At 60.1% G+C, this 12,641-nt stretch carries 11 protein-coding genes; 3 read left to right on the forward strand and 8 right to left on the reverse strand.

Going from position 1 to position 12,641, the window contains the following annotated elements; genetic code table 11:
* On the reverse strand, nucleotides 1-2,517 hold a 2,517-nt coding region (locus ACH2EH_RS13545; protein WP_395142509.1), incomplete at its 3' end, for an ATP-dependent Clp protease ATP-binding subunit.
* Between the two features lie 89 nt (nucleotides 2,518-2,606).
* On the opposite strand from ACH2EH_RS13545, the gene ACH2EH_RS13550 reads away from it, so the two are divergent.
* Nucleotides 2,607-3,143, forward strand: coding sequence for an AAA family ATPase (locus ACH2EH_RS13550; protein WP_395142511.1), 537 nt, complete (start codon nucleotides 2,607-2,609; stop codon nucleotides 3,141-3,143).
* On the opposite strand, the gene ACH2EH_RS13555 is transcribed toward ACH2EH_RS13550, so the two are convergent.
* On the reverse strand, nucleotides 3,100-3,594 hold the full coding sequence (locus ACH2EH_RS13555; RefSeq protein ID WP_395142513.1) for a hypothetical protein: 495 nt from the start codon (nucleotides 3,592-3,594) through the stop codon (nucleotides 3,100-3,102). The two genes, ACH2EH_RS13550 and ACH2EH_RS13555, sit on opposite strands and share 44 nt — an antisense overlap.
* 71 nt (nucleotides 3,595-3,665) lie before the next feature.
* Here ACH2EH_RS13555 and ACH2EH_RS13560 point away from each other — a divergent pair, with 71 nt between their 5' ends.
* Nucleotides 3,666-4,328, forward strand: coding sequence for a hypothetical protein (locus tag ACH2EH_RS13560; RefSeq protein ID WP_395142515.1), 663 nt, complete (start codon nucleotides 3,666-3,668; stop codon nucleotides 4,326-4,328).
* Here the strand turns inward: ACH2EH_RS13560 and ACH2EH_RS13565 are convergent.
* From ACH2EH_RS13565 to ACH2EH_RS13580, 4 genes are read right to left on the reverse strand one after another with little or no spacing between them, the layout of a single operon-like run.
* Nucleotides 4,314-5,954: a biotin/lipoyl-binding protein gene (locus ACH2EH_RS13565; protein ID WP_395142517.1), complete on the reverse strand. Its 1,641-nt coding sequence runs from the start codon at nucleotides 5,952-5,954 to the stop codon at nucleotides 4,314-4,316. The two genes, ACH2EH_RS13560 and ACH2EH_RS13565, sit on opposite strands and share 15 nt — an antisense overlap.
* The gene (locus ACH2EH_RS13570; protein ID WP_395142519.1) at nucleotides 5,954-7,684 is read right to left on the reverse strand and encodes a peptidase domain-containing ABC transporter; all 1,731 of its coding nucleotides are present in this window, start codon (nucleotides 7,682-7,684) and stop codon (nucleotides 5,954-5,956) included. Before ACH2EH_RS13570 ends, ACH2EH_RS13565 begins: the two co-directional genes overlap by 1 nt.
* A 29-nt stretch (nucleotides 7,685-7,713) precedes the next feature.
* Nucleotides 7,714-7,965 carry a zf-TFIIB domain-containing protein gene (locus ACH2EH_RS13575; RefSeq protein WP_395142521.1) on the reverse strand — a complete coding sequence of 84 codons (252 nt, stop codon included), beginning with the start codon at nucleotides 7,963-7,965 and terminating at the stop codon, nucleotides 7,714-7,716.
* A gap of 28 nt (nucleotides 7,966-7,993) precedes the next feature.
* Nucleotides 7,994-9,337 carry a TolC family protein gene (locus ACH2EH_RS13580; protein WP_395142523.1) on the reverse strand — a complete coding sequence of 448 codons (1,344 nt, stop codon included), beginning with the start codon at nucleotides 9,335-9,337 and terminating at the stop codon, nucleotides 7,994-7,996.
* Nucleotides 9,338-9,405: 68 nt separating this feature from the next.
* On the opposite strand from ACH2EH_RS13580, the gene ACH2EH_RS13585 reads away from it, so the two are divergent.
* On the forward strand, nucleotides 9,406-10,263 hold the full coding sequence (locus ACH2EH_RS13585) for a UbiA-like polyprenyltransferase (RefSeq protein ID WP_395142525.1): 858 nt from the start codon (nucleotides 9,406-9,408) through the stop codon (nucleotides 10,261-10,263).
* On the opposite strand, the gene ACH2EH_RS13590 is transcribed toward ACH2EH_RS13585, so the two are convergent.
* Nucleotides 10,250-11,131, reverse strand: coding sequence for a carboxypeptidase-like regulatory domain-containing protein (locus ACH2EH_RS13590; RefSeq protein ID WP_395142527.1), 882 nt, complete (start codon nucleotides 11,129-11,131; stop codon nucleotides 10,250-10,252). The genes ACH2EH_RS13585 and ACH2EH_RS13590 overlap by 14 nt on opposite strands.
* Before the next feature lie 2 nt (nucleotides 11,132-11,133).
* The coding region (locus ACH2EH_RS13595; RefSeq protein WP_395142529.1) for a FlgD immunoglobulin-like domain containing protein at nucleotides 11,134-12,641 on the reverse strand (1,508 nt) is incomplete at its 5' end.

Consider the following 12,641-nt stretch of genomic DNA (forward strand, 5'->3'; position numbering starts at 1 on the left):
TGCGATCGCGGCGGGGGTGGACTCCTCGCCAATCTCGCGGAGGGTGTCCTCGATCTCTTTCTTGCGGAAGATCACCACGGCATCGTCGCCCTCGCCATCGAGCTCGGCCAGAATAATGTCACCTGCACCGAAGCGGCCCAGGAGCACTTCCTCGGCCAAGGGATCCTCGATCAGGCGCTGGACGGAGCGGCGGAGCGGGCGGGCTCCGTAGGTGGGATCGAAGCCATCGGCGGCGAGCTTGTCCATCACCGGGCCGGAGACCTCCAGCGCTAGGTCGTGCTGCGACACTTGCTTGCGGACATTGTTGAGCATCAGGTCCACGATCTGGCGGATGTTCGCGGCCGTGAGCGAGTGGAAGACAATTGTCTCATCAATGCGGTTGAGGAACTCGGGGCGGAAGGCACGCTTGAGCTCCTCCGTGACCTTATTCTTCATGGACAAGTAGTCCCGCTCGGTCTCGTCGCGAGGCTTGGAACCCCGGAGCCCGATCTGTGGCTCCCGGTTGATGAGGTGCGCCCCGATATTTGAGGTCATGATGAGCACGGTGTTCTTGAAGTCCACCACGCGGCCCTGGGAGTCAGTCAGGCGGCCATCTTCCATCACTTGCAGCAGCAGATTGAAGACCTCGGGGTGTGCTTTTTCGACTTCATCGAGCAGCACCACGGCGTAGGGGTTGCGCCGGACGGCCTCGGTGAGCTGCCCACCCTCGTCGTAGCCGACGTAGCCCGGAGGTGCTCCCACGAGCCGCGAGACGGCGAAGCGCTCCATGTACTCGGACATATCAATACGAATAAGATTCTCCTCTTTTCGGAAGAGAAATGCTGCGAGGGCGCGCGCCAGCTCGGTCTTGCCCACACCGGTCGGGCCCAGGAAGAGAAACGAGCCGATGGGGCGCTTGGGATCTTTCAGGCCGGAGCGAGCACGGCGAATTGCCTTGCTGACGGCGATAATGGCTTCTTTCTGGCTAATGACGCGCAGGCTGAGCTCGTCTTCCATCTGAAGCAGTTTTTGGGTCTCGGTCTCCACCAGGCGGTTGACGGGAATCCCAGTCCAGGCAAAGACCACCTGCGCGATATCGTCTTCGTCAACCACGAGCTCCAGGCCCGCACGCTCGGTATCCCAGCGCGACTGCATATCGGTGATGCGCTCGGTGAGGTAGTTTTGCTGATCCTCTAGGAAGCTCACTCGGTCGAAATCGCCTTCGTCGGGGAGGCGACCCATCTCTTTTTCCACCTGAATCAGCTCGGCCTTGGCCTCACGCAGAGGCTGCGGCGCGGTGGCAGCTTTCAGACGGACTTTGGAGGAGGCTTCGTCAATGAGGTCAATCGCCTTATCGGGCAGGTGCCGGTCCGTGATGTAGCGGTCCGCGAGGCGGCAGGCGGCATCCAATGCGGCGTCCTTGATCTCGACCTTGTGGTGCTCCTCGTAGCGGTGGCGCAGGCCCTTGAGGATCTCAACGGCTTCTTCCACGCTGGGCTCATCCACTTTCACCATCTGGAAGCGGCGCGCAAGGGCGGCGTCTTTCTCGATGTACTTGCGGTACTCATCAATGGTTGTTGCGCCGATACACTGCAACTCGCCACGGGAGAGCGCGGGCTTCATGATATTGCTGGCGTCTATTGCGCCCTCGGCGGCTCCGGCTCCGACCACGGTGTGGAGCTCATCAATGAAGAGAATGATCTCCCCATTGGCCTTGCGCACTTCGTCCATGACCCGCTTCATCCGTTCCTCGAACTCGCCCCGGTACTTGGTTCCGGCCACGAGCCCCGCTAGATCCAGCGAGATCAGACGCTTGTCCTTGAGCATCTCGGGGATGTCTTGCGTGACGATACGTGTTGCCAGCCCCTCCGCAATTGCGGTCTTTCCGACACCGGGCATTCCCACTAAAACAGGGTTGTTCTTGGTACGGCGCGAGAGAATCTGAATCACGCGCTCGATCTCTTCGGCGCGGCCTACCACGGGATCGAGCTTATCATTGCGGGCGTACTCGGTCAGATCGCGGCCAAACTCATCCAGGGTGGGGGTGCGGGAGCGCTGGTCTTTACTCGGGTTGCCTCGTCCCGCGGCCACGGGCTGCCCCGGCTCCTGGTCTTGCAGCAAGCGAACCTCGCGGCGGGTGCGCTCTAAGTCAACGCCCATCTTGCCCAGCACACGCCCCGCGAGGCCCTCGCCTTCACGGATCAGGCCTAAAAGTAGATGCTCCGTGCCGATATAGTTGTTGCCAAGCTGCCGTGCTTCGTCGTAGGCCAGATCAATCACACGCTTTGCACGTGGAGTGAGCTGCATCTCGGGGCCCATACGCCCATCGCCACGGGCGACTTGGCGCTCAATCTCCGAGCGAATCCGTCCTAGCGAGACCCCGATCCGATCCAGAATGCGAGCGGCGACACTGTCATTCTCTTTGACGAGACCGAGCAGTAAGTGCTCCGTCGAAACATAGTTCTCTCCGAGGCGTCCCGCTTCTTCTTGCGCGAAAAAAACGACGCGGCGAGCGCGTTCGGTGAATCGTTGCCACATAGAAAGGATTGTATCGTATTTCCAGAGGGCTTCGCCGCCTCACCGTTCGGGTAGTCTTTCTGCCTTGTTTGCCCTACAATTGTTCTGCTATGAAACCCCGACCACCTGTTCTGTATCTTCTGTGTGGACTCTCCTTTGCAGGGAAGTCCACCCTTGCGAAGGGCTTGTCCGAGCCGCTTCGGGCGGTTATCCGCGAGGCGGATCGGTTTATCGCCGTGGTCGAGGAACAGCTCCCCAACGCCAGCAAGATCGAGAGCTGGCGTGCGATCCAGGCACTCGCTCGCGAGGCGGTTCGGGACGCTCTGGAGTCGGGGAAGAACGTGATCTTTGATGATCTTTTAGTGAAACCCGATGTTCGTGAGGCGCTGGTATTGCTGGCAGGGCAAGTCGGGGCGGCGACACTGGTCATCTTTCTGGACACTCCCGTCGAGGTTGTGCGTGAGCGGCAGCGGCTGGCATCCTCCAAGCCCGAAAAACACGCTCACTGGGAGGCGCACACGCAGCTACTTCTCACGCAGCTCGTCCCACCCGACAGCGCCACGGCAGTGTACGTGGAGCCGGGATATGATCTCGCTCAGGTTCTTACGGAAATTCGTAGTCGTGAGGTGGCGGGCTTGGGGGCGTAGCCGAGGCGGTTTGGAGGGACTGCACGAATTTCTCTAGCCGCTTGGTGGCGTACTGCTCCGCCCAGGTTTCTAAAGTCTTGGTGACGGCGGCGCGTTTCTTGGACGGCTTCTTGCGCGGATTCAGCGTGAGCGTCACGTGGTGCCCCACTTCGTGAAAGAGCGTGTGGGCGAGCTGAAGAACCACGCCGCGCAGAACCGTGGCCTCTGAGGCGCTGGCGTAGTGCGGCGAGCGGGCGATGAGATCCAGATGGGGCTGAACATACAGCTCGATGCGAATCCCCAGATGATCCCGGATATAGACCCCCAGCCGCTCGCCCTTCGGGTCCGTGTCGTAGACATAGATGCCCGCCAACCGTAGCCGGTGCTCGCGCGGCGCATGCGCCAGCGCCGCTCGCAAGCCAATCGAAATCGCCTCGTCGTAGAACTCTGTCGCTTCCCAGTGAATATGCATGGTGGCCTTTGTTGTACGGGAATTTGAAGCTGCTAGCAAAGTGAAGAGTCTCAAACCAGAGGAGTTTTTTTATGCGAGGGACAAAATTTGTGGTGCCACTGACTGTATTGCTACTGGCTGCATTTGCGGGTGCGCAGGAGGATCCTCCCGCAGGGCGAGAACGCCAGGCGGCGGAGTGCCTAGATCAGGTAATCCAGCCCCGATTTCGTGTTATCGGTTCGGTGACGATTGGGCTGGGGGTGTTTGGAAACAATAGCCGCACCGGGATGCCAGCTCCTAAACCCAAGCCACTTTCTCCCATAAAAACAAGGGAGATTCGTGGGCACAAAAACAAGGTTCCCCCCGAGCTTAAGGCCGAGAACCCCGAGGAGAAAGCGCTCCTAGAAAAGGTGACTGAGCTTAAGTGTCGCTACCGCCTTGGGTTTCTCCATTTGGGCTACCGCCTGGATCGTAAGACCGGAAGGCACCTGGACTCCTCCGAACCTCGCCTGGAGCTGGGGGAAGTTGAGAACAATGAGAGTGCCACTCTGAGTGGGAAAATTGTGGAGCAGCTTCGTGCGGTCAAGCGAGGCACCCCACTGGAGCTTGAAAATGCGGGCTGGCGGGTCTTTGTGCGGCCGATTAAAGCGAGTAAAACGGAGTGTGCCTCATGCCACCAGGGAATCAACTCGGGGCAAGTGATGGGGGCGATGGTCTATCTGGTCCAGAGCAAGAGCCCGCTACCGCTTCGGTAGCTTGATGTCGCCGTCTTTGAAGGGCTTGGCGGGCTTTGTGGCATCGGTGTAGTTGGCGGGGAAGGCATTGAACTGCCGCCAGAGCTCGTACCACAGCGGAACCGTGTCGAGCTGCACCCAGCCGATCGTATCGGTGCCGGGGCGTAGGCGAAGGGACGTGGGCCAGGCCGACTCTTTCCCCAAAGCGATGCGCACCGTATCGGGCTGAATCCAGACACGGACGCGCCCCGTGCCCTCATCCACGGGATCCATGGTCGTCACAATGCCTGCGAATGTGCCGACGGCGGCGCGTGATAAGCCCTGAACTTGCACCGCAGGGAAGCCGTTGAACTGGAGCCGGACTTTGCGCCCTACCGTGACGAGTGGTGCATCAAAGCCGCTCAAGACAAGCTCCACGGCTTGGTCTTGCGTCTCCGGGACGATCTCCAGGAGCACATCATCTTTCTTGATGGTCTGGCCGGGGCCGATAGTCTTGCCGATCCGCGACACTCTACCCGAGGACGGTGCGTAGATTTTCTGCTGCGCGACCCGTGCCTGCATGTTGTCGCGCTCCAGCTCGGCCTTTGCGATGCTATCCGAGATGGCGGCCAGGCTCTCTTTAACCTGCTGCAAGTTTGCCCGCTCACGGCTTAGTGTGGCCGACGTATCTGCATCCACGCGGGTCTGCTCAAAGCCAAAGACCGTCACATCGCGCTGCGCCGAGGCGAGTGCCTCGCGAACGGAGACGACTTGCGCACTGGCACGCTGCACGTCAATATCGGCTTGAATCCCGGTAGCCTTGGCGAACTTCAGATCCGCCTCGGTGTTCACAATCTCTTTTTGCGCGATCTCCACGGCAAGTTTTGACTGCTTGAGCTTGACTTCGGCTGCAATAAACGCCTGATCTGCCAGCTCGAACTCTCGTTGTGAGCGTAGGCCGTCTTTCAGAAGCTCCGCGAGGCGCTCACGCTGGACACGGTTGACTTCTAGCCCCACTTTATCGGCCTCGACGGTTTGTTCGGCTTGCTTCTGACGATCTTTTGCCTGTGCGATACGTTGCATGGCTTGCGTGATACGCTGCTCAGCCTGCTTCTGCGCGACGAGCTTAGTGGCCTCCAGTGCTTTTTGTGCGATCACGACATTCTGCCCAGCGACGGCGAGGCGATTTTTTGCTTGACCCTGGCGCTCCGACGCCGCAGGAATCTGTGCGCCGCGTGAGCCTTCGAGCGCGATAAGCTGTGCCTCGATCTCGGTGATGCGCCGTGCGCTCTCGGCCTTACGTTGACGCTGCGCGGCGAGCTGTGCAGCAATAAGCTTGTCACGTCGCTGCGAGAGAAACCGCGACTCCGTGTCCTCAATCTCCGCTAGTAACTGGCCTTTTTTTACTGTCTGGCCCTCTTGGACGCTCCAGAGCACCAGCCGCCCCCCGATCTGCGCATCTATAGTCTGTGGGCGATCCATCACGGAGAACACCCCGACTTTTCCATTGCCAATCACGGTTTGTTGAAACGGAGTAAACTTCAAAATGGTGCTGAGAATCACGACGATACTTAAGAGGGTGATCACGATCCGGCGCTTGCCCGGTCGGGTGGGAACCAGGCGCTGCGTGCGCTGGTCCAGCTCGTTTTGCAAAGAGGCGCGTGCCATCAGAGGGTTCCTCGCAGCATGCGGCTCAGGAGCGGGAAAAGGCGGACAAACTCGCTCCCCGGAGTGGCTGCCAGCTCCTGTGGGCTGCCGCTCTCTACGATCTTTCCACTCGCAAGCACATAGATCTTGCTAGCCCGTGTCACGACCGGGCCTTCGTGGGAGATGTCAATGATCGTCCACGGGTTCTCAGGCGCGAAAAGCCCGTCTAGAATTGCAAGCGTCGTGTTTTCATCGAGGCCCGTAAAGGCTTCATCGAAGATCAGAAGCTCCGGCTTGTCCACAATCGCACGGGCGATAAGAAGGCGCTGCGCCTGGCCGCGCGAGAGGTTACCCCCGCCCGGCACGAGTCGTGTCTGAAGCCCTTCAGGAAGCGCGGCGAGCTCGTCCACGCACTGCGCCAGCTCGATTGCCCAGCGCACTTGCTCCGACGAGATAGACTGACGGCCCATTCGAATGTTGTCCTCAATCGTGCCCTCGAAGATTGCGTCCTCGTAGGACATGATATTGACTAAGTCCCGCAGGCGGCTGAGCGAGGCACCGCGTAGCTCCACCCCATTGATCTCGATCAGGCCAAAGCTTGCTTCCTCAAGGCCCCCCAGAAGCGATGCCAGTGTAGACTTACCCGCGCCGCTTGCGCCCACGAGGCTAATACGCTCACCAGGCGCTAAGCTCAGGCTCAGGCCTGAGAGCACCTCACGACCACTAGGGTAGGTAAAATGCACATCGTGCACCAGCACTTTCGCGCCACCACTGGGAGACGTAGGAATGTCGTGGCCGCCCTCACGCTCGGTCTCAAGATCCGTGAGATAGCCTGTTTTGTCGAGACCCGTGAGCAGATCATAGAGAGTCTCGGCTTGGCGTAGTAGCTTATCGGTGCCTTTGAGAACATTGGCGACAATAAGCTGTGAGGCAATGAGCTGCCCGAGTGTGAGCTCACGTTGCACGACCAAGTAGCCCCCGATCGCCAGCACGCCCGCGCTTGCCAGTGCCGTGAAGAGCTGGTTGCCCGCTTCCTGTCGAAACGTCACCGCAAAGTGCCGCCGTCGCTCCCGCAGCCACGCTCCCACCCGGTTCTCGGCGTGCGACAGGAGAAACTCCGGGGTTCCGTGCAGCTTGAAGCTCAGGCGGCAGCGTGCCAGCTCCTCCAGCCAGCCTGCGAGATGGTACTTCTCCGCCGACTCCGCCAGGCTGGTACGCAGACCATTGATGCCCAGGGGGAAGATCACAAACCCAATCGTGAGTAGCACGAGAACATCGAAGCCCAGAAGCAGGCCGCTCTTGTCGTAGAAAGCCAGCACGATCAGCCCGACCACGGCCTGTAGTGCCGCCGCTAGGCCATCAAGGAGCAGTTTGGCCAGGGATTTTTGCACCGTCAGCACATCGAAAAAACGGTTTGCCAGCTCCGGGGCATAGGTGCCGTAGAGGGTGCGCGACGTGCTGTGTATCAAATTGCGTGCAATTTTGAGCGCCGAGCGTGTAAAGAGCCGCTGCTGAAGGGTCTCCACCAGGGAGAGCTGCAAGAGCGAGAGCCACCCGGCAGCGAGTAGCCCCAGCAAGACCAAAAGTGAGAGTACCACAAGGGGCTGCACCGTGCTGGCCGCCACTGAGTTCACCAGCGACTGCACCGCGAGGGGCATGGCAAGCCCAAGCAGACCCGTGACAACGGTATAGACCGCCAGTACCCCCAGATCACTCTTATCCTCGCTGAGCAATCTCAGCAATCGTGCCATCGGTGTCGGGTGGTGAGGGTGTGAAGCAGCTATCGTCGGACCTCATTGAGGGGGAGTGCGGGAGGCAGCGCATCGAGATCCAAACGGTCGTAGGCACGCGCATTTCGCCGCCCAACAAGGACGCTCTGACCCTGGTGCAGTGCTTCTATGGCCTCACGTCGGATCAGCTCATCAAGCTCGCCCTCATCTAACCAAAGCCCCTTACACTGGGAACAAAAATCAATGGGAACTCCCTGGCGCTCTACGGCACGCATCGGGTTGCTACAGACGGGACAGTACATTCTATTTCTTTCCTTCTATTTCTTTGCTTTAAAAGCTCATATTCGCAGCACGAAACGCGGCTCGTGCCTGCTCGTATTCTACTTGGATATCTATGAGTAGGCTTCCTGCCTCAGCGGTTGCCTGCTCACGCTGATTGACCAAAAAAAGTGTGCCTAGCCCCGCTTGAAAGAGCTTCAGCTCGCCCTCTTCCACTTTCTTGGTCTTCGCGTAGCGCTCTTGAGCGGCGACGAAGCGTTCTTGGCTGCGCTGGATCGCGTTGTTGGCATCGCGCACTTCCAGCTCGATGGTACGCTGTTGCAGCTCCGCCTCGCGTGTGAACTTTTGCTCTTTCTGGAGTGCCTCTTCTCGGCGGCCTCTTGCATCGTTCTGATAGAGTGGGATTGAGGCTGTGATCCCGAATTTATAGGTTCCACCGACACTTTTGTTACCAATATCTGCGCCGGGTGAGAAGACAAGATCCACAGCGGGTCTCAGATCGTTCTGCGCGAGCTTGCCCTCAAGGCGGGTGCTCTCGGTTTGTAGGGCGATAAGCTGAAGCTCGGGGCGTAGGTCGTGTGCACGCTGGAGCGCCTCTGTGAGCGCACTCTCGGCCAGAAGCTCCGGCTGACGAAGCGGGGCAGGGGAGAACTTAAAGAGATCGGTACCATCCCAGGTGAACTTGCTGAGCTTGAGGGTGGCTTTATCCAGATCGCGCTGTGCCTTGATAAAACTCGCCCGCCGCCTTTCAACCTCGGCTTCCGCCTCTGTGAGTGTGATGGCAGCCTGTAAGCCTTTGGCGAGCTCCTTCTGGAGCCCCATCGCGCGGAAAATCCCGACGTCAAGAAGCTTCTGCGCGATCTGCAGCTTCTGCATGGTCCCAGACCACTCGAAGTAGGCGAGCGAGGCCTCTAGGAGTGTATTTTGCCGCAGACCCGCTAAGTTAAGGGTTGCGGCGGGCTCGGCGAGGCGCGCCTGCGCCAGCCCAACAAGCTTCTCATTGATCCCCCCTCCCCGCGCCAGAGGAAGCTTGGCATAGAGAAAGTAGCTGCCGTCGCTGCCCGTTGCCGAGTCGGGTGACTTCACTCCACCCGCATTCCAGTTACGCCCCGTCGCCAGCTTCAGGCCTTGCGGAGTGGCCACTTCGATTCCGAGCTCGTTGCTCACACCTGCCGATGCTTTACCGCGTGTCGAGGCGCTGTTGTAGCGTAGCGACTCGGTGCCTAGTGTTACCTGAGGATCGAACGCGCCTTGCTTGCTCTGGCGCTTGGCGGTGACGGCGAGGCGCTCCGCTTCAGCGCCAATGAGCTTAGGAAAACGCAGCTCGACCTGGGAAAGAAAGCTCTCCAGGGGAAGTATTGGTGGCGTCTGGAAACTCACAATCGCAATGGGCATCGCGACTAATATACGACAATTATTTCGTATTAGTTCCCGACTTTTTTGGTCGGTGATAAAATAGGGCTATGAGAAAGCTGCGCATTGTCTTGGAGATGATCAAGATTGAGCACACACTTTTCGCACTACCTTTTGCCGCAATGGGGGCGCTTCTGGCAGCGCGTGGCATCCCTGACGGGCGGATACTCTTCTGGATTCTGGTGGCGATGGTCGGGGCGCGCTCGGCGGCGATGGCGTTCAATCGGCTGGTGGATCGGGACTACGACGCTAAAAACCCGCGCACGGCGAGCCGCGCAATTCCCGCGGGGCTCATCTCGGTGGGCTTTGTGAGAGGCTTTACGGCGCTGACTTCCCTCTTGCTGATTCTCGCGGCGTGGCAGCTTAATCCTCTGGCGCTCCTGCTCTCGCCGGTGGCGCTGGGAGTGGTCTTTCTCTACTCCTACACTAAGCGTTTTACCCACTGGTGCCATGCCTTTCTGGGGCTGGCGCTGGCGATTGCCCCCGTGGGTGCGTGGGTGGCAGTGCGCGGTGATCTAACAATGGTTCCCCTCGCACTCGGAGCCGCCGTGATCTGCTGGCTGGTGGGCTTCGACACGATCTACGCGCTTCAAGATGCCGAGTTCGATAAGAACGCCGGGCTACACTCGCTCCCGGTGCGCTTTGGGGCGCAGAAGGCACTGGCAATCGGGCGGGTGAGCCATGTGTTTATGATCGTCTTGCTGGTTGCTCTTGGCAAGCTGGCAGGGCTTCATGGTTGGTACTTTACCGGAGTGGCTCTCGCCGCCGCACTGATCACCGCCGAGCATGTCTTAATCTCCCCGACTGATCTGAAGCGCCTGAACATTGCGTTTTTCAATGTCAATATTGCCGTCTCCAGCGGGCTCCTGCTCTTCACCGCGCTAGATCTATGGCTTAGCGCGGCGTGAGGCTGAAGTTGACCGTCAGCGGGTTGTTCGGGTTTTCCAGAGTGGCGGGCTTGGTATCGGAGATATAGCCGCTGGGGAGAGCCTGAAGGGTGTAGGTTCCTGCGGGGACGATAAAGAAGTAGTCGCCTGCGGCATCGGTGTTAACAGTCTCAAGCTGGATGCCCTCGCGTAGTAAGAAGACGGGCGCACCGGCGATGGGGCTACTGTCTAGGGCCGATGTGAGTTTCCCTGAGATGGTTTTGAGTGGTGCCGGTGGGTTCGGGTTCGGGTCGGGTTGGAGGAGCAGATCCCCCGCCTCATTGATTCCGAAGCCGACGGTTAAATTTTTGGTGGCGATCTTGCTCCCCGCACCCGCGGAGATTTCGGAATTCCCCTCAGGAACAAGATCAATTAGGAAGCTGCCGTCGGTGTTGCTGAATCCGCTGATGCTCCCCTGATTAGTGTTGACCACCACAAAGGCGCTCTTGACGGGCAGGCCCGCCTCGTCCAGAACCCGTCCGCGTACCTGACCAATATTGAGATAGAGCGCGAGATCTGGGTTTGTCCCCGAGGCGATGGAGGGCTGGAAGGCGATTGTCTGTGGCGGTTTTCCCGTCACGGTGACCGTCACGGTGGTGGCCCCGATGGGAGCGCCGTTGATAATAAAGGAGCCAACTTGCTTGGTGGCACTAGCCTGTGCCCGATCCGTGGTCACGGCGGAAACACCGCCAATGGTGACAGTCGCCCCCTCGATCGGTAAGTCGGCTTGGAGCGAGTCGTAGACAATCCCTTTAACCAGAGCAGCCTTCGAGTCAGATCCGCCGCCGCCGCCGCAGCCTGCAGCCAGAGATGCCAGGGCGCTAAGCGCCAGAAAATTTCGTCGTGTCATAGTTATCGAACCAGTTGAACCGGGCGCATAAGGCGTGTGCTCTGGCCGTCGTCGGTGTGGGCAGTGAGGGTGATGAGGTAGCTACCTGCAGGGAGAGGCTGCCCACTCTCGGTGAGTCCGTTCCAGAGGACGCTCTGGCGCTCCGTGGCGCGGCCCCGGCCTGGGGTTAGGCGGCGCACACTACGCCCGGTGAGTGTTGTGATCTCCGCCCGAACATCGGCATCGGCGGTCAGGTTGTACTCGAGGCGGATGCCACCGCCACTGGCACGGCCCGGATTACGCGTAGCAACATTGGTGATGCTCAGGGGCTGGCTGCGCTCCGCCTCCGCGACAAGCTGAAGCTTGCGGGTCTGTCCGGCTTGCACAAAAACACTCCAGCCCGAGCGGCTCGCCAGCGGGAGGCGCATCCCAGTGCTCTCATCGTGCAGGGTCAGGCGGGTTGTCCGTGGCAGCGAGGCAAGTCCCTCCCAAGTGAGAGTAACGGGGCCAGACTGCGCGGCGGTCAGGGTCAGTGCCCACGTGCCGCGTGTTGCTTCTTGCCCACTCCGGAAGTCGGCGGCGATGCGTCCCCCTGCCGTTGCTGTGGAGAGCGCATTGACAAGAGCCAGCGTGACCCCTGGGACGACCTCGGGGGGGGCCTCCGTGTCCCAGCGGGGATCGAAGCTTCGGGTGGCTCCGGGAGCGGCACCCAGCACGATCTCGGAGTGGCGCTGCGCCTGGCTGGCACGTAGTCGCACTGCCCAGTCCGGCTTACGCTCCGTCAGCGGAGCGAGGCTTCTGGTCTTGACCGCACGCGTGGGGGTGTCCGGCCCCGGTAGGAGAAGCGTGACTCCCTGCGGCGCATAGACACGCAGCCAGTAGCCGCGCCAGTCGCTGGAGAGGGCATTGGTAGAGGTGTAACCGCCCGTCTCCGGGTTCAGTGCCCAGGCCATGTTCGCGACTAGCGAGCCAAACGGAGCGTCGTTTGCATCCGTGCCCGTGGCGGCGGTAAAAGAGACCGCATCATTTTCCAAATACTTGACCATTGTCTTGGTAAGATCGAGATCCTGCGCGAACGGTGTGCCGATCAGGTTCCAGCCGTAGGCCAGGTGCACGGTGTAGTCAACATCCGTTGAGGGCAGAACCCCCGTCAGTGAGACACTGGTGTTAACCGGGCCACCGGGGCTCTGCAGAAACTTAAGAAAGTAGCCTTTGCCCGGTTCTAGTAGCCCCGTGCTCGGAGTGTTTGGCGCGACAGCTGCGTAGATGCGGGTGATGGGATCCCAGCCCGCGAGTAAAAACTCCGTGGCGGAGCGCCCCAGAGCCGCCTCCACCGTGGGCTCCAGTGGGCGCAGGGGGAAGCTGGCCAGGTTGAGAGTGCCCATCGGGAAGGAGTGACTGAGTGTCGTGACGCCTCCGCCCGAGCCCGCAGGCCGTAGGATAAGGTAGTTGATGCCATCGCCCGTATTGCGGCTGAAGCTCTGAATTGTCGGGCCGCTGGTGACCGTGATCTGGGTCCTGGAGAGCTCTC

This window comes from Armatimonas sp. (genome assembly GCF_043760365.1).
Taxonomy (GTDB): Bacteria; Armatimonadota; Armatimonadia; order Armatimonadales; family Armatimonadaceae; genus Armatimonas.